The sequence below is a fragment of the Mesorhizobium sp. BR1-1-4 genome, assembly GCF_020165375.1.
Taxonomy (GTDB): Bacteria; Pseudomonadota; Alphaproteobacteria; order Rhizobiales; family Rhizobiaceae; genus Mesorhizobium; species Mesorhizobium australicum.
The window spans coordinates 389,853-413,248 of sequence record NZ_JAIUIB010000004.1 but is presented as its reverse complement, the minus strand read 5'-3'; the positions used below and the strand labels follow the sequence as shown (position 1 = coordinate 413,248).

Sequence of the window (23,396 nt, the reverse complement as noted above, 5' to 3'; positions counted from 1 at the left end):
CGATGCTCCAACCGCTAGGCGGCCTTCTCTCTACCCGCCCGACGCGCGGCAATGCTTGCCAGCGCGGTGCGGAACAGTTCGATGTCCTCGGCGGCGGTCGCGGCACCGACCGAGACGCGCAGGGCGCCAAGGCTGTCGCCGTGCCCCATGGCTTTCAGCACATGGCTCGGCCCGACCTTGCCCGACGAGCAGGCGGATCCGGCGGAAAGCGCCACGCCTGCCAGATCGAAGGCGATCTGGGCGGTTTCGGCTTTCACGCCGGGAATAGCGAAGAATGTCGTGTTGGCAAGCCTTGGCGCGCCCGTTCCGAAGATTTCCACGTCCGGCACCAGCGTCTTCAGGATGGCTTCGGCCTCATCGCGACGCTGCCGCACGGCACCGACGGCCTTCAGTCCGGCCAGGGCTTCTCGTGCAGCGGCGCCAAACCCGGCAATGCCAGGCAGGTTCTCGGTGCCGCCACGGTGGCCTTTTTCCTGGCCGCCGCCATTGATCAGCGGCGTCGGCATCATCAGGTCGGCCGCGGCGACGATGGCACCGGCGCCCTTGGGGCCCCCGATCTTGTGTGAGGACACAATCGCATAGTCGGCGTATCCAGCCGCCATGTCGATCGAGACGCGGCCAGCGGCCTGCACGGCATCGACGACAAGAATGCCGCCCGCCGCCTTGACGATTTCGGCAATGCGATCGATCGGCTGGATGACGCCGGTTTCGTTGTTGGCGGCATGGATCGCCACCAGCGGCAGACCGTCGGCCTTGTCGTGGCCGGCGAGCGCCGCGGTCAAGGCGTCGAGGTTGACGATGCCATCGGCGTCGACACCGATCCGCGTTACCTGGCTTGCCGGGAAACGTCCGCCATTCAGCAGGCACGGATGGTCGGCCTCGCACACGTAGAGCCGGCTCATGCGAATGGCGCCGCGCCCCATCCGCCAGTCCGGCGTCAGAAGCGCCGAGGCGGCCTCGGTCGCACCCGAAGTGAAGACGACATGTTCGGCCTTGCCGTTGACCAGTGCCGCCACGCCGCCCCTGGCATTGTCGACGAGCCTGCGCGCGGCGCGCCCCTCGGCATGGACTGAAGAAGGGTTGGCCGCATTAAACGCCGCGACCATGGCCTCGCGCGCCGCTGAAAGCAGCGGCGCACTGGCATTATAGTCGAGATAGGCGCGTCTCGCGGCCATTTTTGTCCAGTTCTTCCCGTCAGAAGCCATTCCGCCGACGTATGGCGTTATTTCCTTGAAATTCCAAGGCAAGCCGTCCTATTTACGCGGCTTGCGGCGAGGGCGACCGGGCGATTGCGTTTCGGCCACCCAGTTTTGAACAATTCTAAACTAGCTTCTATGAAGACGCTCGCCCTGCGTCAAGGTCTGTGGAAGCGGGGCCAGTGGAACAGTTTTCCGGGCACCGCGCACTTGTATGTCACGTGGAGTATTTCATGCCTGAGGTCATTTTCACCGGTCCGGCCGGCCGCCTGGAGGGACGCTACCAGCCCTCGCGGGAAAAGAGCGCGCCAATTGCCATCGTGTTGCATCCGCACCCGCAGTTCGGCGGCACGATGAACAACAAGATCGTCTACGACCTCTTCTACATGTTCCAGAAGCGTGATTTCACCACGCTGCGCTTCAATTTTCGCGGCATCGGCCGCAGCCAGGGCGAGTTCGACCATGGAACCGGCGAGTTGTCGGACGCGGCGGCGGCACTCGACTGGGTGCAGTCGCTGCATCCGGATTCCAAGAGCTGCTGGGTCGCCGGCTATTCCTTCGGTTCGTGGATCGGCATGCAGCTGCTGATGCGCCGGCCCGAGATCGAGGGCTTCATCTCGATCGCACCGCAGCCCAACACCTATGATTTTTCCTTCCTGGCGCCCTGCCCGTCTTCGGGCCTGATCATTCATGGCGACGCCGACAAGGTGGCGCCGCCGAAGGATGTGCAGGGCCTGGTCGACAAGCTGCATACGCAGAAGGGCATCACCATCACGCAGAAGACCCTGCCCGGCGCCAACCACTTTTTCGCCAACGACGCCGATCTCTTGATCGAGGAATGCTCCGATTACCTCGATCGGCGGCTGGCGGGAGAATTGTCCGATCCGAGGCCGAAGCGGCTGCGTTGAGACATCTGGCCAGGCGTGTTCGCGGGGCTATGGGCGGGCGGGCAATGTCTGCCTCGCCATATGCTGCGGTACGGTCCGGCAGCTTATTTTTCCGGGGCAATAAGCCGGAACGATGATTTGCGGACCGGCAATCCTGAAGCTGCCGGCCGGAAGATGAAACCGAGCCTGGCAAAGACCAGTCCGCACGCCAGCGCGAAGGCACAGCCGAGGCCGAAGCCGGCGACGGTGTCGCTTGGATAGTGCGCGCCGACGAAGATCCTGGTCGAGGCGATGCAGCCGGTGACCACCAGGGCGATATACCAACGCCGCGGAAACAAAAGCAGCAGGATACCGAACACGGCGCCCATCGTCGTGGCGTGGCCGGACGGAAAGCCGGCAAAGCGCGCATCGAAGGCAAAGGGGTGGAGTGCAAGGACGCCAAAATCCTGGAAATAGAGCGGGCGCGCCCTGCCAATGGCATATTTCAAGACATTGACGGTCAGGCCCGACAGGCCAACGGCGCTCAGCACCAGAAAAGCCAGGCAAGTCCAACTGTAGACCAGCATCAGCGCGCGCCGCGAAAGGCTTCGCCAATCCGTCAGATTGGCCGGGACAAGCAGCAGCGCGGACGGGATGAGATACCAGCCGCCCAGTCCGAACTGCGTGAAGAATTCGGCAAGCCTGGCGGCACCCGCCGACCATTGGCCATGAGCTACCCCCGCCGGCGTATCGAGACGAACAAAGGCCGCTGCCGTCAGAAAGACCCAGACCAGTGCCCACGCCCACCATGAGATGTTGGGATAGCGAGCGGGCCGAACGGCGAGGCGCCCCCTTGCGATCCGCAGGGTGTCGCGAAAATTGTCGAGGGACCGGCGTCCTATCCCGAGGGGGGAGCTGGTAACTGGTGGGCGTGATTTCACGAGCATTTGAAACTGGACTCTGTCATCGACCCAGCCGTCATTGGGCCACACGATAAAGGCCGAGCGACAGTTTGTCTCCCGACGAATAGTTGAGGCCATCGATTTCAGCGACGCGGCTCACCGATTTGCCTCGGGCCGACAGCATGCCATTCAGCTTCTGCTCATCCCCGATCGGGGCCAGCCCCAAGGCACAGGCAGGATCGGCGAGCAGGTGCTCCGCCACGCCTCCGACATCGGTCAGCACCGTTTTCGTGCCGACCAGAAACACCAGGCTCGGCTCCTGATACCGCGCCGAGGCCAGCACCGTTGTGTCGCATGCCTGGTTGGCAAGCACGGCTTGCCTGATCGCCGGGCTCAGCCACATCGGCTTCAGCGACGGCGCGATGACCCCGAACAGCAAGGCATAGGTGATGCCCGCGCAGGCGGCGGTGGCTCCAATGCGAGGCAGCGGCACCTGCAACTGCCTGGAGAATGCGAGATAACCGGCGCCCAGCGCTGACGCTGCCGCAGGAATGCTCCACCAGGAGAAACTGTGTGTAAGGTAGATCGGCGCCCCGATACAGACCGCCGCCAGCCCGAGGCTGACCACCACCAGACCGAACGCGGTCGACCACCACAACCACTGCTGCCAGCGCTTGAGCGGCGCATTGGCGTCCTGCGGCGACAACGTCAGCAGCCAGCCGATCAGCAGCGCCATGCCGGGATAGGCCGGCAGGACGTAATGCGGCAGTTTGGTCGGGATGAGTTCGAACACCAGCCAGAACGGAATGTACCATGCCAGGCAAAAGCGCAGCCTGAAATCGTCGCGCACACGATTGAGGGCCTGCAGGCCGGCGCCGACCGCGATCAGGCCGAACGGCCACATGAACAGCGAATAGGTCAGCATGTAGAAGCCGGGCGGCAGGCCGTGCGATTCCTCTCCGGATGCGACCTTGTTCAGCATATCCTTGCCGACCGCTTCCTGAAAAAAGGCGCCGCCGCTCTTCCAGCCGATAAAAGCGACCCAGGGCAGCACGATGAGCAAAACGAGCGCGACGCCGCGCACGAGCTTCAGCTTCGAAAGCCAGCGCCAGTCGCGTTCGAAAGCAAACAGCGCGGCCGCCGTCAGCAGTGACAGAAGCGGGGCCACGGGTCCCTTGATGAGGATCCCGACGCCTTGCGCGAACCAGAATATCCATGGCAGATGGCCGGCCACCGGCTCGTTGCGGCGCGACGCCAGGTAGACTTGTGCCAGCGCGCCCTGCGCGGCCACGCAGCAGGCCAGAAGCATGGCGTCGGTTTTGGCGTCGCGTCCCTCGAACGCGGTTGCGAAGATCGCCGCCATCATCAGGCCGGCGGCAAGGCCGGCATTGGCGCCGAACAATTTTGTGCCCGTCCAGCCGATGCCCAGGACAGCGAGCGCGATTCCGAGCATCGAGACAAGGCGGTACACCCAGATCGGTGCGGCCGCGCCCTCGCCGCTCAATGCGACGGCAGCCGATTGCAGCCAGTAGATGCCGATCGGCTTCTTGTAGCGCGAGACATCCTGGAAGCGGATGTCGATATAGTCGCCGGTTTCGACCATCTGCTTGGTCGCCTGGACAAAGCGGGACTCGTCGCGGTCGATCGGCGGAAGGCTAGCCAAGCCGCTGAAACTCATGACCAAGCTGAACAGAAAGAGGAAGAGGTAGTTTCTGTTCATCGCGGGAGCTTTCCGGATCTGATCTGCGGGACGACCCCGTCGCGGCGTGCGGGCGCTGCCCTTGCGCGGCGCCTCATTACGCCAGCGGCATGGATGAGGCAAGGATTCGCAAATGCCATCCGCGCCGGCCGCAAAACCGGAATCCACTTTTGCTGATCGTAGACTCCTCTTTGGCGCGCGATCGGGCGCAAAACCGGATTCCACTTTTGCTGATCGCGGACTCCTTGTTGGCGCGCGATCAGGCGCAAAACCGGATTCCACTTTTGCTGATCGCCCTTGGGTGCTAAACGCGCGCGTTCACATTGCTCGCGCTGGACGGGCACACGCTTTCGGGAAAAAACCATGCCTGCCTTCAAATCCGATTTCCTGCGCACGATGAGCGAGCGCGGTTTCATCCACCAGACCTCGGATGATGCCGGTCTCGATCAACTCTTCGCCAAGGAGACCGTGACGGCCTATATCGGCTTCGACGCCACCGCCAGGAGCCTGCATGCCGGCTCGCTGATCCAGATCATGATGCTGCACTGGCTGCAGCAGACCGGCCATCGGCCGATCGCGCTGATGGGCGGCGGCACCTCGATGATCGGCGACCCCTCCTTCAAGGACGAGGCGCGCAAGCTGCTCACGCCGCAAGACATCGACGGCAATCTTGCCGGCATCCGCCGCAACTTCACGCCCTACCTCAAATTCGGCAGTGGTCCGAACGACGCGGTCATGGTCAACAATGCCGACTGGCTGATGGAGATCAACTACGTCAATTTCCTGCGTGATGTCGGCCGGCACTTTTCCGTCAACCGCATGCTTGCGTTCGATTCCGTCAAGTTGCGGCTCGATCGCGAGCAATCGCTTTCGTTCCTCGAATTCAACTACATGATCCTGCAGGCCTATGATTTCGTCGAACTCTACAGGCGCCTCGGCTGCCGCCTGCAGATGGGCGGCTCCGACCAATGGGGCAACATCATCAACGGCATCGATCTCGGCCGCCGTATGGAAGATGCGCAACTCTATGCGCTGACCACGCCGCTGCTCACCACCTCGTCCGGCGCCAAGATGGGCAAGTCGGCGTCGGGTGCGGTCTGGCTCGATCCGCAGATGCTGAGCCCTTACGAGTTCTGGCAGTACTGGCGCAACACCGAGGATGCCGACGTTGCCCGGTTCCTGAAACTCTACACCACATTGCCGCTGGACGAGGTCGCACGGCTCGAGCGGCTGGGCGGCTCCGAGATCAACGAGGCAAAGAAGATCCTCGCGACCGAGATTACCGCCCATCTGCATGGCCGCGCGGCCGCCGAACAGGCCAGCGAGACGGCGCGAAAGACTTTCGAGGAAGGCGCTCTCGCCGACACTTTGCCGGCCGTCGAGGCGGACAAGGCCGCGCTCGAAGCCGGTGTCGGCATCCTGTCGCTGTTGGTCAGCGCCGGGCTGGCATCATCCAATGGCGAGGCACGGCGGCACATCCAGGGCGGCGCCGTGCGCCTGAACGACCAGCCGGTCGGCGACGACCGCCGGCTGGTGACGCTTCAGGATCTGAGTCCGGAAAACGTTATAAAGCTTTCATTGGGCAGGAAAAAACACATCCTGGTCAGGCCGGCCTAAGGCCCTTGGAGCCGTTTCCCGGAAACGGCTCCAACTATTTGTCTTGAGGCAATTCCGGGCGGAAAACCGTTTCGCTCTAGCGATACTCGAAGATCGACCTGAATATCCCCGGAGCGATCACCGACAGCGGATTGACGTCGAGCACGGGCTTGTTGGCATTGCCCCTGAGGCGGTAGGTGACGCCGATCAGGCCGCGGTCGCGGCCATTGCCCAGAAGCGCGCCGACGATGGGCAATTCGCCAAAGATGCGGTTGAGACCGTAGGCAGGCATGAAGGTGCCGGTCATATCCATATTGTTGTTCTGGTCGTAGAGGATGCCCTGGAAGGTCGTGCCGATGCGCGGGCCGCGCAGCACGCCATTGGTCAGCCGCAGATAGCCGCTGCCCTTGTCGATTTCGGCATAGCCGCGCTCGAACTTCACCCGCGACGTGTCGAGCTTGCCCTTCACCGCCTGGTTGAGGCTGCGGCTGTCGCCGGCCGGCGTGGTCGAGACGATGGAGGCGAGCTTGGGTTCGTTGACGATGAAGAAGTTGCTGGTGTCGACCTTGCCCTTCATCGGCCCGTCGTTGGCCCCGGTCAGCGCCAGCGTGATCGATCCGCCTTCCATGTGCTCATAGATGTTGAGGAACCGCAGGATGGCGCCGGCGTCCGCCGACTGCACATTGAGCGAACGCCTGCCGTCGCCGGTGGTGTTGCTGATGGCGATGGCGGCACCCGAACTTGCCGTCGCGCTGACCTTCAGTCCGTTCACTCGCGAACCGGCCGCACTGTAGTCGAGCTTCAGGTTGGAGAGCTGCTCGTCGTGGAAACCGGTGAGCTGATTGACGTCCGCACTGACTGAAATATTGTCTGTTCCTGTCGTTTTGGTCGCGGTGTCCACATCGGACGTGAACTGCTTGATCAACGAACGAGCATCAAGCGCATTGCCATTGATGCCGACCGCATAGCCCTTGCCCGATCGCTTCACCGACACGGAAACATCATCGCCCCGGTTCAGGGTGACCCTGCTGAACTTGGCCGACGACAGCGCGCCGTTGACCAGCACGATGCCGCCATCGATGGAGAATGTCTTGCCACCGAGGTCGAAGTCGGACAGCGTCGTGGTGTCGCCGGCCTTGGTCATGACGAAGGTGGCGCTGGCGGGAACCCCCGCCCCCTTGCTCCAGCCGGCCCAGGGAATGTCCAGCCTGGCATTGGTCAGGTCGACCGAAACGTTCTGGTTGCCGCTGCCGCTCTTGTCGATCGCGACCTTCACCGTTCCACCAAGCAGCGGCGTCAGGCCGGGCATGGCGGCGGCGCGGATCTTGTCGTCGAGCACAAGGGCGACTTTGCGGCTGCGCGCCGGCCCGTCATCCACCAACGGCTCGACGAGATCGAGTTCGGCCGGAATGCCGTTCAGCGATGCCTTGGCCGAAATGACAGCCTTTTGCGGGTCGACCGTGATCGAGCCGTCCGCGTCCGTCACGGCCTGCCCCTCGAACGGCTTGGCCAGGGACAGGCCGGTGTAGTCGAGCGACACCAGCCAATCGAGCTTCGCCGTATCGACGCCCGACTGCAGCGGAATATCCGCCTTGACGTGGCCGGTGACGCTGCCGGAAAGATCCTCAGGCAGGATGCCGACATGGCGCATGGCGTTGATCGGTTCGTAGGAGGCAAGCTCGGCGACGGCCGGCGCCTCCCCCTCGACATCGATGTCGAGTGCGCCGATGACCGGCGGACGGTTGGCGGCCTTGACCGTCAGCGTGCCATTGCTGGCCGCCACCGTGCGGCCACTCGGCATGAAGACGGTGCCCGACGACAAGGATACGTCGACGTCGTTGCCGTGGAATCCGACCACGCCCACCGCGTCGCGGATCGGTGGGATGCGGCCGGCAGTGTCGAAACGCGCGCCTTCGATCTGGAAACGGCCGAAGACCTCGTCGGCGGAAAGCGGCACGCCATTGCCGAGGCGATCCGGCACCACCTGGAACTGGAGGCTGGCGTCGACCACGCGGCCGCCGAACAGATTGTTCAGCACCCAGAGCCGCGCATTGCGCGCCGAAAACCACGGCCACAGCTGTTTGACGTGCGAGACCGGCATGTCATGGATGTTGAGCGCCAGATTGACCCCGGGAGCCTTGCCCTCGACGAATTCCACAGCCGCGGTCCCAAGCACCTCGCTGCTCCCGGCGGACCGAACCGCGATCTGCTCGGCCACCAGTTTATGGCTTTGCGGCTGGTAGACGCCGGCGATGCGCGCCAGGAACATCAGCGCGGGCTCAGGCGATTCCGATGGCGCCAGGGTCGAACCGTCGCTGGTCAGATCGTAACGGTAGGAGGGTTCCTCACCAGCCACCCCGGTTGCTGGTTTTGGCCCGATCGAGCCGCCGAAATCGAATGAAGACCTGCCGGTTTTCAAGAGCAGCCTGTCGACCTGGATCTTGTTGGAGCCATAGACAAGCGTCGCATTGACATCGGCATCCGCCGGCAGCAGCCCGCGTGTGCCAAGATCCAGCACGGACCCGGTGGACGAAAGGGCGGCGGTCAAGCGTGATGCGGTGGCACCTGACCCTTCCGATCCTGTCAACTTCAGCGCGACGGCACCAAGCTTGCCGGAGCCGGCAGCGGTGGCGCCGGCATCCGCCAGATTGATGCTGGCATCCAACGCCGTCACCCGATGCGCCGCGATGTTACGGGTGGCGGAAGCTACAACGGTGACTGTCCTGCCGTCGACGTCCGCGTCGGAGGTGAACTCCATGCCGCCCGGCCCCGACTGAACCACGGTGGCGTCGGCGATCTTGACCAGCTTGATCGATCCAGCGTCGGGCAACACGAACTCGACATTGCTGAGATCGATCCGGCGCATCGAATCTTCCCGCACGGCGTCGAGCGCACGATGGATGTAGCCGAACACCGCGTCCGACAGCTTCTCCGGATCGACGAGGCCGTTCTCGTTGCGCAGTGCCGCCGTCCAGTCGCCGCCGGACGGCATCGCCGCCATGACGATGCGGGCATCGGAGATCCTGGCGCTGGTCAGCCGCACCTCGCCCCACAAAAGCGGCACCAGGCGGATGCCGAAGCGCACACGCCCGGCATCGGCCATGGGTTTGCCGTCCGATGTCTTCAGGCTGACATCGCTCACCTGCAGCGCCACGAAGCTTGAACTGTCGAGCGTGATGCGGGCGGGCCCGACAGCGACATTGACGTCGACGCCCGCCAGCCTCTCGATGGCGCTCTCCGCCTCGACGCGCAGCCGGTCAGAACCAATGCCGGAAAGGCCGATGAGATAGACCGCCGTCGCGGCCAGCAGCATGAACGCGACCAAGCCGGCAAACACGCGCGAAAGGATGCGAAAGCCGCGGCCGATCGCCGCCTGGCCAAGAGGCGGGACGCGGCACGCGGACGGCAGGGCGCCCAGGTCGGTGATTTCGTCCCGCCTGAACCGGATCTTCTCGTGCTGCGGTTGCTCCTGATCCACGCAATCTTCCGTTGTACAAACTCGCTCGTGGACGAATCCCCGGTCGACACTATATCGGTGTGGCTTCGCGCGTAACCTCAAACAAGGGCATCGATATGGCTGACCTCGAAGTAGGCGATCCCGCGCCGCAATTCGATCTGCCGCGGGACGGCGGCGGATCGCTCAGCCTGGCCGCATCCGCCGGCAAGCCAGTCGTGCTCTATTTCTATCCTCAGGATGACACGACAAGCTGCACGCAAGAGGCGATCAGCTTCTCGCGGCTGAAGCCGGAATTCGAGAAGGCCGGCGCTGTCGTCATCGGCCTGTCGCCCGACAGCGCCAAGAAACACGACAAGTTCAAATCGAAATACGATCTAACCATCGATCTTGCCGCCGACGAGGAGCGCAAGGTGATCGAGGCCTACCGCCTGTGGGTCGAGAAATCGATGTATGGCCGCAAATACATGGGCGTCGAGCGCGCGACATTCTTGATCGGCCGTGACGGACGGATCGCCAAGATCTGGCGCAAGGTCCGGGTCAAGGGCCATGCCGAGGCCGTTCTGGAAGCCGTTCGCGCGCTTTGAGCGTCGCCAAAGCACACGACGCAAACGACGATCGTGGCGCTATTCGTCAGGCACCGCGTCGGCTTTCGGCTGCCGCCGGGTCTTCCAGGACTTCGAAACATGGTCCACATGATCGGCCAGTGCGGCGAGATGACCGCGCAAGCCGCGCGCACCCATTATCGACGACAGCGCGACTGATTGCGTGGCGAAGCGGCGCTTGAAATCCTCGCCGCCGCAGAGAAAATCAATCGTGGCAAGGCCACGGTCGAGCGACCACTGGATATAGTCCATCATCAGCACCATACCCGGCGAGGCGCGCTCGTGTTCGGGATCGTAGGTGGTGACGAAAGCCATCATCGTGCCGTGCTGCTCGAAGTTGATCGAGACCGCGATGATCGTGTCGTCAAGCTCCAGCACGAAAATGCGCAACAGCCCGAGGTCGGCCAGCACGGAAATAAGCGCGGCGAGAACCGGCGAGCCCTCATCGAACAGATCCGAAGCGCGGCCATGCCGAACGAGCCAGAGCCGCTTCAGCGTCGCGACCCGCTCGAGCACCGGCTCGCGCGGGTCATCCGCATCCAGGAGGCGGAAACGCAATGCGCCGCTCTCTTCCATGAACTTGCGGCCACGACGATAGTTCTGCCGACCCTTTTTCGACAACGTCTCGAACCATTCCGCCCCACTCTGCCAGGGACCAGTGACACGATAGCTGATTTCACCGCGGTGGTTGGGCCGAAGCGCTTTGCCGTGGGTCGGGCACAGCAGGGCATGAACACCGGCATCCGGCAGCAGACGATTGAGGTAGATCAGGTCGAAGCCGCCCTGATCGAAAACATGCTGCCAAAGGCGGGAGATCGCCTGCGGGTCGCTGTCGGGTGCAACCAGCGCGTCGCCATAGTCACTGTGATCCTTCGCCGCCCATTCGAGCATGCGGATGCCGGAGCGCCTGAAGGTCGCGAGCGCTATCACGCCCTCGAGCCGGTCGCCGTTCCAGGCAAGCCCAATCCTGAGGGCGCGCCGCTCCTGATGCGGGGTGGTGCGCCACCAGGCCGCGATCCAGTCGGGATGCTGGAAGACAAGCCCGCCAGCCCGCTGCCAGAGCGCGCTCCAGGCCGGTGCGATCTCGGCCAGGCGCACCGCCGATGTCACGATTTCGAAGGTGCGTGTCCGCGGGATGGAGAGCGTGACGGGAGCGTTCATGGCCGTGTCCCTTCCGATGGTCGCGCAGTCCGTGGCTGTCGCTTTCCAGGCCGGATGCGCCTGGCAACATGACCCCACATCCGCTTCAGCGGCATGACATAAAGGCCGGCGAGCGACTGGTAGTCGCGCACATCGCGGTCGACCAGTCCGAACTTGAAGTCCTCGTCGGGCCTCGGCACGCACAATGTTCCGAAGAGCCGGTCCCAGAACGAGAAGAGCAGCCCGAAATTCTTGTCGTAGTGGCGCGGATCGACGCTGTGATGCAGCTGGTGCCAATGAGGACACAGGATCAAGTTGTTGAGCGGGCCGAACGAGATCTTGAAATGCGTGTGCCTGACGAAATCCATCATCAGGATGTTCCGCATGACATAGACGTTAACGCCAAAGACGGTCAGTTCGACAAGGTTCAGCGAAATCAGCGACCAGATGCCGAAGCACAGCCCCACGATGAGCCCGTCCCAGGCTCGGTTCATCAACTCGTCGAGCGGATGGACCCGGTCCTTGGTGATCCCGACCAGCACCTCGGCCGAGTGATGCACCTTGTGCAGTTCCCAAAGCAGGGGGTAGCGGTGCTGGGCGACGTGATAGAGATAATAGGAAATGTCGTAGGCGAGCAGCATGCTGATGGTGAAGATCAGCACCGTCACCGGTCCTGCCGGCCCCTCGATCAGAGGCGGCAGAAACTGGAACAGTGTCGAAAACAGCCAGTTGGTCCCGTAGCCCACCGCCGTGACGAAGACAATTCCGGCGGGCAGCATCAGGAAAGGCATCAGGGCCTTCCTGGTGATCCAGAACAGCAGGTCGGCCTTCGCGGAGGGATGGGTGATGACCTCATGGGGGACGACGAACTCGAAAAATTCCTTCCAGCTCTTCTCCTCGACCGTGCGCCAATAAGCCACGAGCGCGCTGACAAGGGCCGTCAGCAGCAAAAGCCCCGTCGCCAGCAGACTGGTGCCCGAAATCTTGTCGAGGATCTTGCCAACCAGGTCGTCCAGCATTCCTACCGCCACGGTGAATCCGAAATACCAGCAGGTCTTTACTCGAAAAGAGTCAATTAAATGCAATCGAATACAGTTAAGAAACCTGGAGCTTGCTCAGCGCGTGACTGACCGCTGCTGGCGGAACATTGGTGCACCTCGCCAACGATTCGCGACGTAGCGGCCGTAGCTGGCGATTTCCATGCAACCTCTCGCCTGCATTGCGTGCATTCGGCGTCGCGCAGCCGATACGGCAAGCCTTTGTTAACCCTAATAATGTGTAATCGGGCGGTCGTAGTGTCGTAACGAAAGCTTGGTCCCGTGAACGCAACCGGTCAGTCCGCAGTCTTCGGCAGGCGCAAGGAACCGCACACGATCATCATCGCCCGGGGCAACGAGATCAGGCACTTCACGATCCGCCCCTGGCTGGCGGCATTCATCGGTTCAGCACTCGCCGCCATTGCCATCGGCTACCTCCTGGCCACATCCTATCTCGTGCTGCGCGACGACCTGATCGGCGCCACCACGGCGCGCCAGGCTCGCATGCAGCAGGCTTACGAGGATCGCATTTCGGCGCTTCGCGCCCAGGTCGACCGCATCACCAGCAGGCAGTTGCTCGACCAGCAATTGATGGAGACCAAAGTCAGCGAACTGCTCGAGCGCCAGACGCAGCTCAGCCAGCGGCATGGCCGTCTCGGCCCACTGCTCGAACGCGCCGAAAGTGACGTTGGAACGGTGCCCGCCGAAGATCCGGCCGCGCCCGCCAAGCCGGACAAGCGCGCCGAGGTGACCGGCAGCATCAGCCAGCCAGCGCGGAACTACGCGGTTGCCAGCCTGGGCGCGGACCTCGGCACCGCCGACACAAGGCCCTTCTCCTTGTGGTCGACCCGCACCGATCCGCTGCCCAGCGACTCAGCCGCCGATCGCGCCGACAGGCTGTTCGTCTCGATCAACCAGTCGCTGAAATCCATCGAGAATGAACAGCTCAGCCGCATCAACACGCTCGCGGACAATGCCTACAAAAGCGCCGATGCCATCCAGCAGGCGCTGCAGACGGCCGGACTGCCGGTCGACAGTGATTTCGGCAAGAACGAAAGCGACGTCGGCGGACCGCTGATTCCGCTCGACTCGTCGATGATCTTCGACAGCAAGGTCAAGGAACTGGACGAGGCGCTGGATACGCTCGATCATCTCAAGAAGGAAGCGCGCCGGTTACCGCTTGCAAACCCTGCCCCTGGCCACTCCGTCACCAGTCCGTTCGGCGTGCGCACCGATCCCATTCTCGGCACGGCCGCGTTGCATTCGGGCATGGATTTCAGGGCGCCGATCGGCATGGCGGCCAAGGTCACCGCGCCCGGCATCGTCACCAAGGCCGGCTGGAATGGCGGCTATGGCCGCATGGTCGAGATCGACCATGGCAATGGCTTTGCCACGCGCTACGGACATCTCAGCGAGATCGACGTGACGGTAGGCGAGAAAGTGGACGCCGGCGCCGTCATCGGCAAGACCGGCAGCAGTGGGCGCTCGACCGGCCCGCATCTGCACTATGAAGTGCGTCACAATGGCGAGGCGATCGATCCGCTGCGCTTCTTGACCGTCGGCAAGAAAGTCGCCCAGTATCTCTAGCAAGATCAGCCGCTCGCTTGCTGAATCCGGAGCCGTCGGTCCCGGTCGAGCACACCTCTCCTCGCCATGCGGTATCCCGCACCCCGTAAACCGCCATAGGATCGCGGCTCCTCAGCTTCCGGATTATTTTTGAATTCCATTTGACTGAATAAATGTTTGATGCGACCCTTACGTCAAGTGGGGGCGCAAGGCATGGCATTGCGGGGGACCAATCAGGAGTTCGGGCGGCCATACAACCGGCGCATCGTGCTTGAGTCCATCCGCCGTCATGGCCCGATTGCACGCGGCGACATCGCCAGGCACGTCGGGCTCACCGTGCAGACCGTGTCGACCATCGTTCGCGAACTGGAGGAACAGGGCTACATCCTGTCCGTGCGCGAAGAGCCGAAGGGACGTGGCCTGCCACCGGCAACGCTGCGCATCAACCCGGAAGGCGGCTATGCCGTCGGCATCCACCTGACGCCGCTTGGAATAGACGCCGCGCTGATCAATCTCAGCGGCGACGTTATCGAGAGTTCACGCCGCGAAGCGTCCAACGCGACGCCCGATCACGCGTTCGACCAGATCGGCGCCATGGTCCGCGACCTCACGGGCAAGCGGCCCGGCGGCCGCGTCATCGGCGTCGGCATGGCGCTTCCCGGCCCGTTCGACGTGGACTCCATGAGCTTTGTCGGCCCGACCACGATGACCGGCTGGAAGCATGTGGCGCTGCGTGAGCGGCTGACGGCCGCGACGGGATTGCCAGCATTCTTCGAGAGCGACATGGCCGCCGCCGCGATGGGCGAGCGGCTCTATGGCATCGGAGCCCGCCATTCCGACTATTACTATCTCTATTTCGGCGTCGGGCTTGGCGGCGCGATGATGCATGACGGCAGCGTTCTGCGCGGCGCCTGGGGCAATGCGGGCGAGATCGGCCACATTCCCGTGGTCCCCGATGGCGAGCTTTGCCCCTGCGGCAACCGAGGCTGCCTCGAGCGCTACCTCTCGCTCGAGGCGCGAGGCCGCCGGGCCGGCAGCGACGCCGATTGGGTGGCGCAAGTCGGCCCGATCTTCCGCAACACCATCGCCATCATCGAAAACCTCTTCGATCCAGAGACGGTCGTGCTCGGCGGCCTGGCGGCATCGGAACTGCTCGAGCGCCTGGCGGACGCGGCCGAACCGCTGCACAATTCGGTTTCGGCCCGCGCGGACCGCAAGACGCCGCGCGTCATCGTCGCCAGCGGCGGCCAGCATGCCGTGCTGCGCGGCGCGGCGGCGCTCGCCGTTTCAGGGGTGTTGTCGCCACGCTTCGGCCAGATGTTCGCCGCCGAACGCGAGCGCGGCCGCGACATACTTTCGGCCAGGGAGATTGCCGCATGAGCGAACCCCTGCTGGTGCTCGACAACGTGACCAAGAACTACGGCGCGATCGAAGCGCTGAAGGGGATCAGCTTTTCCATCGGCAAGGGCGAAGTGGTGGCGCTGCTCGGCGACAACGGCGCCGGCAAGTCGACGCTGGTCAAGATCATAGCTGGCGGTCTCGAACCGACCTCCGGCCGCATGCTGTTCGAGGGCAAGGAATTCCTGGCCCGGTCGCCGGCGGAAGCCAAGGCGGCAGGCATCGAGACCGTCTACCAGGACCTGTCGCTGTGCACCAATGTCGATGTGGTGGCCAATTTCTTCATGGGCCGCGAGATCACCAGAAAGGTGCTCGGCATTCCGGTGCTCGACGAGCGCGCCATGGAAGCCATCGTCGGCAAGGCGCTGGCCAGCGCCGGGACCCGCATTCCTTCACTGCGCACCAATGTCGAGCATCTCTCGGGCGGCCAGCGGCAGGCCATCGAGCTGAACCGCTTCGTGCATTGGGGCGGCAAGCTGGTGCTTCTCGACGAGCCGTTCGCCGCACTTGGCGTCGAGCAAACCCGGCGCGGTCTCGACATGATCCGCCAGGTGGCGAGCCAGGGCATCGGCGTCGTCATCATCACCCATATCATGCAGCAGGCTTTTCAGGTCGCCGACCGGATCGTGGTCATCCGGCAAGGCGTCGTGGCGGGCGATGTCGCCCGCAACAAGACAAGTCCCGATGCGGTGATCAACATGATCACCGGAGAGACGCTTGCCGGTGCCGGACCGGCGGGCTGAGGGACAAAGAGGGGTCCGGCTTAACAGGGAGCCAACGACATGAAGCGAATACTTCTTGCTGTCTTCGGTATCCTGGCACTGGCCTTTGCCACGCTCACGCCGGCATTCGCCCAGTCCAAGGGTATCGTCTACTACATGGTGCCGACATTGCTCGACGAATTCCAGACCGGCTCGGTGAGCGCGCTGGAGCTGTTCCTGAAACAGACCGGCTACGAGATGAAGACGCTGAACGCCGACAACAAGACCGACGCGCAGCAATCGCAGATGAACGACGTCATCGCGCTGAAGCCGGCGGCGATCATCCTGGCCGCCGTCGATTTCAATGCGCTGAAACCATCGATCGAGGCAGCGCGCGCGGCCGGCATTCCGGTGGTCGAGTTCGACCGCCAGATCACGTCGACACCGTCCGACTTCACGTCGGTCGCGGGCACCGTCGAGATCGGCTACGTCGCCGCCGAGCAGGCCGAAAAGCTTCTGAAAGCCAAGAACGGCTCGGTGAAGGGCAAGGTCCTGCAGGTGCTTGGCGATCCCGGCGATCCCTACACGCTGGACATCCAGAAGGGTTTCGAGGAGAAGATGAAGGCGTTCCCAGACGTCAAGATCATCTCGCTGCCGGCCATGCAGTGGGAGGCCAGCAACGCCGGCACCATCGTTGCCGACCAGATGCTGGCCAACCCCGACATCGACCTGATCTTCAGCCATGCCGCACACCTGTCGGTCGCCGCCGTCGCCTCGCTCGAGGCCGCCGGCAAGAAGCCGGGCGACGTCATGCTGATGAGCTCGAACGGCGCACCGGTCGGCCTCGACCTGATCCGCAAGGGCTGGCTCAACGTCGAAGTCGAGCAGCCGCTTTACGCACAGGCCGCCGCCGTCGCCATGTTCATGGACAAGGTCGTCAAGAAGGAAGAGATCAAGCCCGGCGAATACGATGTGCTTGGCCTGAAATCGACCCTCACCAAGGAAGCCTGGGGCCCCAACATCAAGATCCCGGGTGCCGCCATCACCAAGGAAAACGTCGACAACCCGGCTTTCTGGGGCAACCAGAAGCCGCCGACGGATACCGTCAAGCCGGTCGAATAGACAGACGGCCCGACCGCTCCGGGCCATACCAGGCCCGGAGCCCTGCCCTGCCCGCATGAAACGAGACGCAGGCAACCTGCCGCGGCCTTGATCCCGCACGCCAACCGGATCGACACATGAACCCTCGCACACGCCACGCCCTGGAGTTCGTCCTCGACAACCTCGTCTGGTTCATGCTGCTTTTTGTCCTGGTCGTCTTCTCGCTGTTCATCCCGAACTATTTCCAGCTCGGCATCTTCGCCAACATCATCGAAGCGTCGAGCGTGCTCGGCGTGATGTCGATCGGCCTGGCGCTGGTCATCATTGCCGGGCACATGGACCTGTCGGTCGAATCCGTCGCCGCGCTCAGCGCCATGGCGGTGGGCATCCTGTTTTGTTCCTCGGGCATTGGCCTCGGCGTGCAGTTGCACCCGGAATGGCTGATGGTTCCGGTCTCGCTGCTGCTGGCGCTGGCCGTCGGCGGCCTCATCGGCGCCTTCAACGGCTATCTCGTGGTCAAGGTCAAGATGAGCGCCTTTATCATCACGCTCGCCTCCTACATCTGGGTGCGCGGCCTGGTGCTGGTCATTTCGGGCGGCCGCTCGGCGCAGGATCTGGCACCCGCCATCCGCTGGTTCGGCATCCAGCGCCTGGTCGGCCTGCCGCTTACCGCCTGGATCGCGGTGGCCTGTTTCGTCGTGTTCTCGCTGATCATGGCCAAGACCCCGTTCGGCAGGCACCTGGTGATGATCGGCGGCAATGAAACCGCGACCTTCCGTGCCGGCATCCGCGTGAACCGCAACCTGATCATCGCCTTCGTACTCGCCGGCGCCATCGCAGGGCTGGCCGGCTGGCTGCTGGCGATCCGCACCTCGGGCGCCACCGCCAATCTGGGCGTCGGCCTTCTGTTCAACGCCTTCGCGGCCGTGGTTATCGGCGGCGTCAGCCTGAAGGGCGGCGTCGGCACCTTGCCCGGCGTTTACGCCGGCGTGCTCCTGCTTTCGGCCATCAACACGGCGATTAACCTGATGGGCCTGCCCGCCAACTTCACCCAGGTCATCCATGGCCTGCTGGTGCTGGCGGCCGTGCTGCTCGATGCATTCAAGCAAACCATTCGCCAACGATTGGCGTGAGACGGGGATTGGCGTGACAGGACGGCTCGCATGACAGGACGACTGGAAGGCAAGGTGGCGCTGATCGTCGGCGGCGCGCGCGGCATCGGCAAGGGCATCGCGCTGCGCTTCGCCGAGGAAGGTGCAAGGCTGGTGCTCGCCGACTCCGAGACCGAGGCCGGGCTGGCAAGTGCGGATGAGCTTGGCGTTCCCTTCATCCGCACCGACATCTCGCAAATGAGCGACGCCGAGGCCGCCGTGGCGCTTTCGCTGAAACACCATGGCCGCCTCGACATCATCGTCCAGAATGCCGGCATCTATCCCTGGCAGTTGATCGAGAACACCAGCGCCGACGACTGGGACCGCGTCATGGCGGTCAATTTGCGCGGCACCTTCAACGCCAGCCGCGCGGCCCTGGTGCCGATGAAGGCGCAGCGCTTTGGCCGCATGCTCTACACCTCCTCGATCACCGGCCCGCACGTCACCAGCCCTGGCCACGGCCACTATTCGGCGACGAAAGCAGGCATCAACGGCTTCATTCGCGCCGCGGCGCTTGAATTCTCCGGCTACGGCATCACCGTCAACGGCGTCGAACCCGGCAATATCCTCACCGAAGCCATCCAGGAACATCGCGGCGCCGCCTATATCAAGAACATGGAAGATTCGATCCCGCTCGGCCGGCTCGGCAGCCCACGCGACGTGGCCAACGCCTTCCTGTTCCTCGCCTCGGACGACGCCAGCTATATCACCGGCACGACCATCGTCGTCGACGGCGGGCAATTGCTGCCCGAGGGGAAGGATTTCCGTATGGTGCCGCCGTGATACCCGACGCGCCGGCGGCCGGGTCTCAGCTGATTTGAAATGTGGGTTTGAATGGTGGGCGATGACGGGCTCGAACCGCCGACATCTTCGGTGTAAACGAACTACGCCTCGTTCCCTGCGTTGCCCGTGGTTTCAATGTACGATTGATTTTGCTAAGCTTTTCAGCTAACAGGTACCCTACGTTTCCCTAGAATTCCCGCGACAACTGTTGCTAATCTGTAGCTAATTCGCCATGCCCTTAACCAAGACCGAGGTCGAGCAAATGGAGCCTAACTCGACGATGTGGGACTCCGGTCGCGGTTCTATACCCGGTTTCGGTGTGCGCCGCCAATCCAAGCACCCCAGCTTTTGCATCAAGTACTCCGCCAAGGGAAGGCAACGCTGGTTCACTATCGGCCGCCTAGGATCACCGTGGACGGTCGAGACGGCTCGCATTGAGGCCAAGCGACTGCTGGGACTGGTCGCATCAGGGCAAGACCCTGCCGTTGTACGAGACCAATCACCAACAATGACTGTTTCGGATCTTTGCGACCGCTACATGGTGGCGGCAGAGGCTGGAGCAATCCTAACCCGCTTCAATCGCCCCAAGAAGGCATCAACACTGGCTATCGACAAGGGACGGATCAGCCGCCACATCAAGCCGCTGATCGGCAAGAAAGCGGTGGACGAGATAGACAGCCGAGCTGTCAAACGCCTGATCAGCGATGTCACCACAGGCAAAACGGCCACGGTAGTGAAGACTAAGCTACGCGGGCGAGCCAATGTTAGAGGCGGTCCAGCGACCGCTGCCCGCGTTGCCGATCTTTTGTCCGGCATCATGACATGGGCGGTTGATGAAGGCGTCATCGAGCATAATCCTGTCCACAAAGTGCGCCGCTACCGGAGTGAGGCTCGCCAACGCTTCCTGAGCAACGAGGAGTTAGGCCGACTAGGGGCGACCTTAGCTGCAGGCAAGGACAAAGACGGGAAAGTCTTCAATCCTCACGCTGTCAAAATCGTAACGTTACTATGTCTGACTGGCTGCCGCGTTGGCGAAATCACTGGTCTGCGCTGGGGCGAAATTGACCTCGCCCTAAAGTGCCTTCGCTTAGAGGATACCAAGACCGGCAAAAGCATCCGACCCGTTGGAGATGCGGCAGTTAGCATCTTGAATGCTCAACGTCGGTTGGCGGGTAGTCCGTTCGTTTTCACCGGAAGCAGGCGTAAAGTGCCCTATCAGGGTATTGGCAAGGAGGCAGGACGGATCTTGAAAGCAGCGGATATCGAAGACGCCACGCCCCACACACTGCGGCATACTTTTGCGTCGGCAGCGTCGGGCCTAGGCTATTCTGATGGTACGATAGCGGGGTTGCTTGGTCACAAAGGCAGAGGCGTGACGTCTCGATATATCCATCGCCCCGATCAAGCGTTGGCCTCAGCTGCACAGGCTGTGAGCACTGAAATCTCAAAATTGCTCTTCCCGCAAACGACCTAAGGGGTCAGAACGAAGCGCCAGCCCTCAACGATTCGTTCTAGCCAGCCTTGAAACACGAAACAGGCGTTACTACGTTGCTGCCATCGGGTCCTTCTTGGGTCCGTCTTGCCCTTTAGGCAAGCGTTGGGCCTGCGGCTCAACTTGGAGACAGCGAGCCTTGTCGCTACAGCCCGGTCAGCTGCGACAAGGTCATGGTGCCTAACTAGCATCACCGGATGACCGGACGGCCGTCTCGCTAAGTCCGAACTCAAATGTTGAGTCGGGCTGGCGGACGGCTTTTTTATACGATGCTGTCTCCAGCCCGGCTCCTTCTCAAGGGAGCTACATCCATGAAATCCCCGAAGAAAGACCCCACCGCCGCATTCCGCGCGGGCCTGATGCGACTAGCATTTGTGGCGGCCACCCAAGCGGGAACTGACGCGAGCGCATTCCTCCCACACTATGGCACTGCGACGCCTTCACGGCGGCACCGCCTCGACGACCTGCTGCGCACCAAGGAGGCGGCAGTCGTTCTGAATGTTAGCCTAAAGACCCTGCAGAATTGGCGTGTCACAGGAGTTGGCCCAAAGTTCGTGAAAGTGGGCGCTTCAGTCAGCTATCGCTACGCCGATCTGTTGGCCTTCGTTCGGCAGAATACGTCCGCTTCCACCAGCGAGAGGAGCGCACGATGAAGGCTCCGACCCGCATCAACTCAGTTCGGGTACCCAACCCAGCTGAACGCAGACGTAGGTTTAATGAGCTTATCCGCGAGAGCATCGTCTCGCCAACGCCCTTTGCCGCAGGTGCGTTTGCCACAACCCTTGTTGATGGCGACTCAGTCCATAACGTTTTGATCGCCCCGCCTTCATCCACCTCAGAACTTTGCGTAACGCAAACTTTGCAGGCTATCTCCAAAGATCACGCAGGCGGGAAAGATCGAATCAAAGCTATCGATGTGCCTTCCGTGGAAGAGGCACGCACTTCGCCTATCTCAGTTCTGCTGACGTGCCGCGCACAGACCCCACCCCGAGAGAAGAAATACAGAGCAAAGTTACACGCGACCGCTGCAGCGGCGTATGCAGCCTATTACGAAATTGAGCGCAGCTACGCACTTTGGAAGGACTTTGTTGAGGTAGCAAATGCGTCTCAAGCTACTAAGCACTCTATCCGAACAGGGAAAGACCGCCCTAAGGCCCTGCTTTTGGTCATGAGGTTTGTCTTTGGCTGGTCCCACGACTATGACCGCGCCTACAAGCTCGCGCGCGGTTTGGAACTGTGTCAACTCAGAAAGGTCCGGCCCGAAAACATCCTTCAGGAACTCGAGCGCAAAGGCATCGACAAGCTCTATCGGACAGCATGCAAAGAACTGCCATACCTTGGCAAGACAGCCAAAGAGAAGGCTCTTTTGCGCATGGATTACGAGCCAGCGGCCGCCGACGATCCTTTCGCCGACCTTGATGACGGCTCAAACAGCGAAAACGGAGCAGAGCCTATTTCTGCCTCAACGAAGCCTGAGTTGAAGCGTGACGGGGCCAATGTGCTTTATATTGAAGTCACCGACGAGCAGCTCTCAACGATTCTTGAGTCACCTGAGCACCAGCTACTGTCTCTTTGGTTCGAATCTGCCGGTACCCTTCACGATGGATTTCGCAGGTTTGTCGCGGTGAAGGTCGCCGAGGTCAAGACAAGCAGCCGCACTCTCAGCGACTAACCAACATGCAGCCGAGATGGTGACCTTACTTCGATTCTGGTCGCCATCTCGCCCGTAAAGGGCTGAGGTCGCTTCGGCGCAATCCCAATTCAAAGCATCGAACAGCAACGCCTGCCGTGGAGTCGCCACGCAGCGCCGACCTGTTCTTCGAGGCTGCCAGTGTCGTTGCTCAGAAGGCAACGCATATGGGCGGGTTCGGGCGTGGGAGTGGCCGGGCAGCCTTCGAGGGTGTGACCGTAGAGACCACTTCACGACCCCCTGACAGGGAAGACATCCCCAAAGGGAACACACCCCCACCGCCACACCCCAAAGCACTCGAAGCAAACCCACAACGAAACGGGAGACCACAGCGATGGAGAACATGGTGCCGCCCTCGATGATCAGAGGCCTTATTACCGGCTATACCCGCATGGCTACCGACCGCATTGCATGCGGTTGGGAGCCGACATTGCTGACCTTCATGTTCAACCAACTCAGTGGGTCCCCACAGAATGTCGAACAACAGATGCAGGACACGATAGAGGCGGTGTACGCGAAGGTTTTGCGATGGTGCTTTCGAAAACCGAGGAATGTGCCGGTTACGGCAATGCCGCTATGGATTTGCAGCCCTGATTACCCAGTTCACAAGTATCACAGGCAAAACTTCCGCGACATTGTGCTTAACGATGGGCGACATGTCCACGCTATCGCCCTCACGCCTCCCGGCACGGGAATGAGAACCACGCTCGACAACCATTTCGACCACGAACAAATTCGATACACAGGACGTGATCGCCCACTTTGGTACATCGATGCATGGCCCATCCAAGACAATCTTCCCTTCGTCGTGGACTACGGTGTGAAAGGCATAAAGACGCCTCGCGCCGGGGTGGATGCGATGTTCATCCTTCCAAGAACACATTCGGAAATGGAAGGACGCCGAGCCGAGAAGGCGTACCTCAGCGACATCGTATAGGCACCCGGAGGGCAGTCGCTCCGGGTCACGGCCTCCATCATTCAAGGGAGCGGCGGGTAAAGGGTGATGTGGCCAGCGGTCA

General features: G+C 62.3%; 19 protein-coding genes and 1 tRNA gene. 13 read left to right on the top strand and 7 right to left on the bottom strand.

Features of this window, described 5'->3' with window-relative positions; all coding sequences use genetic code 11:
• Nucleotides 1-14 precede the first annotated feature (14 nt).
• Nucleotides 15-1,175: a cysteine desulfurase family protein gene (locus tag LB571_RS11185; RefSeq protein ID WP_224594442.1), complete on the bottom strand. Its 1,161-nt coding sequence runs from the start codon at nt 1,173-1,175 to the stop codon at nt 15-17.
• Between the two features lie 254 nt (nt 1,176-1,429).
• On the opposite strand from LB571_RS11185, the gene LB571_RS11180 reads away from it, so the two are divergent.
• Nucleotides 1,430-2,104, top strand: coding sequence for an alpha/beta hydrolase (locus LB571_RS11180; RefSeq protein WP_015318172.1), 675 nt, complete (start codon nt 1,430-1,432; stop codon nt 2,102-2,104).
• Between the two features lie 83 nt (nt 2,105-2,187).
• On the opposite strand, the gene LB571_RS11175 is transcribed toward LB571_RS11180, so the two are convergent.
• Together LB571_RS11175 and LB571_RS11170 are read right to left on the bottom strand one after the other, a co-directional pair.
• Complete coding sequence (locus tag LB571_RS11175) at nt 2,188-3,009, bottom strand: phosphatase PAP2 family protein (RefSeq protein ID WP_224594437.1); 822 nt, start codon at nt 3,007-3,009, stop codon at nt 2,188-2,190.
• A 31-nt stretch (nt 3,010-3,040) separates the two neighbouring features.
• Nucleotides 3,041-4,684 carry an ArnT family glycosyltransferase gene (locus LB571_RS11170; RefSeq protein ID WP_224594435.1) on the bottom strand — a complete coding sequence of 548 codons (1,644 nt, stop codon included), beginning with the start codon at nt 4,682-4,684 and terminating at the stop codon, nt 3,041-3,043.
• Nucleotides 4,685-5,026: 342 nt separating this feature from the next.
• Here LB571_RS11170 and tyrS point away from each other — a divergent pair, with 342 nt between their 5' ends.
• Nucleotides 5,027-6,280 (top strand): tyrosine--tRNA ligase, encoded by a 1,254-nt coding sequence (gene tyrS, locus LB571_RS11165; protein ID WP_224594433.1) that lies wholly within the window; start codon nt 5,027-5,029, stop codon nt 6,278-6,280.
• Between the two features lie 76 nt (nt 6,281-6,356).
• Here tyrS and LB571_RS11160 read toward each other — a convergent pair whose 3' ends face one another.
• Nucleotides 6,357-9,737: a DUF3971 domain-containing protein gene (locus LB571_RS11160; protein ID WP_224594430.1), complete on the bottom strand. Its 3,381-nt coding sequence runs from the start codon at nt 9,735-9,737 to the stop codon at nt 6,357-6,359.
• Between the two features lie 95 nt (nt 9,738-9,832).
• Here LB571_RS11160 and LB571_RS11155 point away from each other — a divergent pair, with 95 nt between their 5' ends.
• Complete coding sequence (locus LB571_RS11155) at nt 9,833-10,300, top strand: peroxiredoxin (protein ID WP_015318177.1); 468 nt, start codon at nt 9,833-9,835, stop codon at nt 10,298-10,300.
• Between the two features lie 39 nt (nt 10,301-10,339).
• On the opposite strand, the gene LB571_RS11150 is transcribed toward LB571_RS11155, so the two are convergent.
• Both LB571_RS11150 and LB571_RS11145 read right to left on the bottom strand, forming a co-directional pair.
• Complete coding sequence (locus LB571_RS11150; protein ID WP_224594427.1) at nt 10,340-11,479, bottom strand: GNAT family N-acetyltransferase; 1,140 nt, start codon at nt 11,477-11,479, stop codon at nt 10,340-10,342.
• Complete coding sequence (locus LB571_RS11145; RefSeq protein WP_015318179.1) at nt 11,476-12,477, bottom strand: sterol desaturase family protein; 1,002 nt, start codon at nt 12,475-12,477, stop codon at nt 11,476-11,478. The genes LB571_RS11150 and LB571_RS11145 overlap by 4 nt, the downstream gene beginning before the upstream one ends.
• Before the next feature lie 300 nt (nt 12,478-12,777).
• Between LB571_RS11145 and LB571_RS11140 the strand changes: the two genes are divergently transcribed.
• The 6 genes from LB571_RS11140 (at nt 12,778) to LB571_RS11115 (ending at nt 19,195) form a co-directional block, all read left to right on the top strand.
• Nucleotides 12,778-14,082, top strand: a complete 1,305-nt coding sequence (locus LB571_RS11140; RefSeq protein WP_224594425.1) for a M23 family metallopeptidase — start codon at nt 12,778-12,780, stop codon at nt 14,080-14,082.
• Between the two features lie 192 nt (nt 14,083-14,274).
• Nucleotides 14,275-15,441, top strand: a complete 1,167-nt coding sequence (locus tag LB571_RS11135) for an ROK family transcriptional regulator (protein ID WP_015318181.1) — start codon at nt 14,275-14,277, stop codon at nt 15,439-15,441.
• On the top strand, nt 15,438-16,202 hold the full coding sequence (locus LB571_RS11130; RefSeq protein WP_224594421.1) for an ATP-binding cassette domain-containing protein: 765 nt from the start codon (nt 15,438-15,440) through the stop codon (nt 16,200-16,202). The genes LB571_RS11135 and LB571_RS11130 overlap by 4 nt, the downstream gene beginning before the upstream one ends.
• A gap of 39 nt (nt 16,203-16,241) precedes the next feature.
• Nucleotides 16,242-17,282 (top strand): sugar ABC transporter substrate-binding protein, encoded by a 1,041-nt coding sequence (locus LB571_RS11125; protein WP_015318183.1) that lies wholly within the window; start codon nt 16,242-16,244, stop codon nt 17,280-17,282.
• 116 nt (nt 17,283-17,398) lie between these two features.
• Nucleotides 17,399-18,394, top strand: a complete 996-nt coding sequence (locus LB571_RS11120; RefSeq protein ID WP_015318184.1) for an ABC transporter permease — start codon at nt 17,399-17,401, stop codon at nt 18,392-18,394.
• Between the two features lie 30 nt (nt 18,395-18,424).
• Nucleotides 18,425-19,195 (top strand): SDR family NAD(P)-dependent oxidoreductase, encoded by a 771-nt coding sequence (locus tag LB571_RS11115; RefSeq protein WP_015318185.1) that lies wholly within the window; start codon nt 18,425-18,427, stop codon nt 19,193-19,195.
• Between the two features lie 52 nt (nt 19,196-19,247).
• Here LB571_RS11115 and LB571_RS11110 read toward each other — a convergent pair.
• Nucleotides 19,248-19,321: transfer RNA gene (locus tag LB571_RS11110), tRNA-Val, on the bottom strand.
• 106 nt (nt 19,322-19,427) lie between these two features.
• Between LB571_RS11110 and LB571_RS11105 the strand changes: the two genes are divergently transcribed.
• From LB571_RS11105 to LB571_RS11090, 4 genes are all read left to right on the top strand, one after another.
• Nucleotides 19,428-20,669 (top strand): tyrosine-type recombinase/integrase, encoded by a 1,242-nt coding sequence (locus LB571_RS11105; protein ID WP_224594419.1) that lies wholly within the window; start codon nt 19,428-19,430, stop codon nt 20,667-20,669.
• 329 nt (nt 20,670-20,998) lie between these two features.
• Nucleotides 20,999-21,340 (top strand): helix-turn-helix domain-containing protein, encoded by a 342-nt coding sequence (locus LB571_RS11100; RefSeq protein WP_224594418.1) that lies wholly within the window; start codon nt 20,999-21,001, stop codon nt 21,338-21,340.
• Entirely contained in the window at nt 21,337-22,359 is a 1,023-nt protein-coding gene (locus tag LB571_RS11095; protein WP_224594416.1) for a hypothetical protein, read from the top strand. The genes LB571_RS11100 and LB571_RS11095 overlap by 4 nt, the downstream gene beginning before the upstream one ends.
• Before the next feature lie 352 nt (nt 22,360-22,711).
• A complete protein-coding gene (locus LB571_RS11090) occupies nt 22,712-23,314 on the top strand; it encodes a hypothetical protein (protein WP_224594413.1) in 603 nt (200 codons plus the stop codon).
• Nucleotides 23,315-23,396: the final 82 nt, after the last annotated feature.

Bases quoted from the DNA above. Each gene is read 5' to 3' on its own strand.
- LB571_RS11105 (WP_224594419.1), top strand. From the start codon at position 19,428: ATGCCCTTAACCAAGACCGAGGTCGAGCAAATGGAGCCTAACTCGACG.
- tyrS (WP_224594433.1), top strand. From the start codon at position 5,027: ATGCCTGCCTTCAAATCCGATTTCCTGCGCACGATGAGCGAGCGCGGT.
- LB571_RS11185 (WP_224594442.1), bottom strand. From the start codon at position 1,175: ATGGCCGCGAGACGCGCCTATCTCGACTATAATGCCAGTGCGCCGCTG.
- LB571_RS11135 (WP_015318181.1), top strand. From the start codon at position 14,275: ATGGCATTGCGGGGGACCAATCAGGAGTTCGGGCGGCCATACAACCGG.
- LB571_RS11175 (WP_224594437.1), bottom strand. From the start codon at position 3,009: ATGCTCGTGAAATCACGCCCACCAGTTACCAGCTCCCCCCTCGGGATA.
- LB571_RS11100 (WP_224594418.1), top strand. From the start codon at position 20,999: ATGAAATCCCCGAAGAAAGACCCCACCGCCGCATTCCGCGCGGGCCTG.
- LB571_RS11170 (WP_224594435.1), bottom strand. From the start codon at position 4,684: ATGAACAGAAACTACCTCTTCCTCTTTCTGTTCAGCTTGGTCATGAGT.
- LB571_RS11125 (WP_015318183.1), top strand. From the start codon at position 16,242: ATGAAGCGAATACTTCTTGCTGTCTTCGGTATCCTGGCACTGGCCTTT.
- LB571_RS11090 (WP_224594413.1), top strand. From the start codon at position 22,712: ATGGAGAACATGGTGCCGCCCTCGATGATCAGAGGCCTTATTACCGGC.
- LB571_RS11180 (WP_015318172.1), top strand. From the start codon at position 1,430: ATGCCTGAGGTCATTTTCACCGGTCCGGCCGGCCGCCTGGAGGGACGC.
- LB571_RS11150 (WP_224594427.1), bottom strand. From the start codon at position 11,479: ATGAACGCTCCCGTCACGCTCTCCATCCCGCGGACACGCACCTTCGAA.
- LB571_RS11120 (WP_015318184.1), top strand. From the start codon at position 17,399: ATGAACCCTCGCACACGCCACGCCCTGGAGTTCGTCCTCGACAACCTC.
- LB571_RS11115 (WP_015318185.1), top strand. From the start codon at position 18,425: ATGACAGGACGACTGGAAGGCAAGGTGGCGCTGATCGTCGGCGGCGCG.
- LB571_RS11155 (WP_015318177.1), top strand. From the start codon at position 9,833: ATGGCTGACCTCGAAGTAGGCGATCCCGCGCCGCAATTCGATCTGCCG.
- LB571_RS11095 (WP_224594416.1), top strand. From the start codon at position 21,337: ATGAAGGCTCCGACCCGCATCAACTCAGTTCGGGTACCCAACCCAGCT.
- LB571_RS11130 (WP_224594421.1), top strand. From the start codon at position 15,438: ATGAGCGAACCCCTGCTGGTGCTCGACAACGTGACCAAGAACTACGGC.
- LB571_RS11145 (WP_015318179.1), bottom strand. From the start codon at position 12,477: ATGCTGGACGACCTGGTTGGCAAGATCCTCGACAAGATTTCGGGCACC.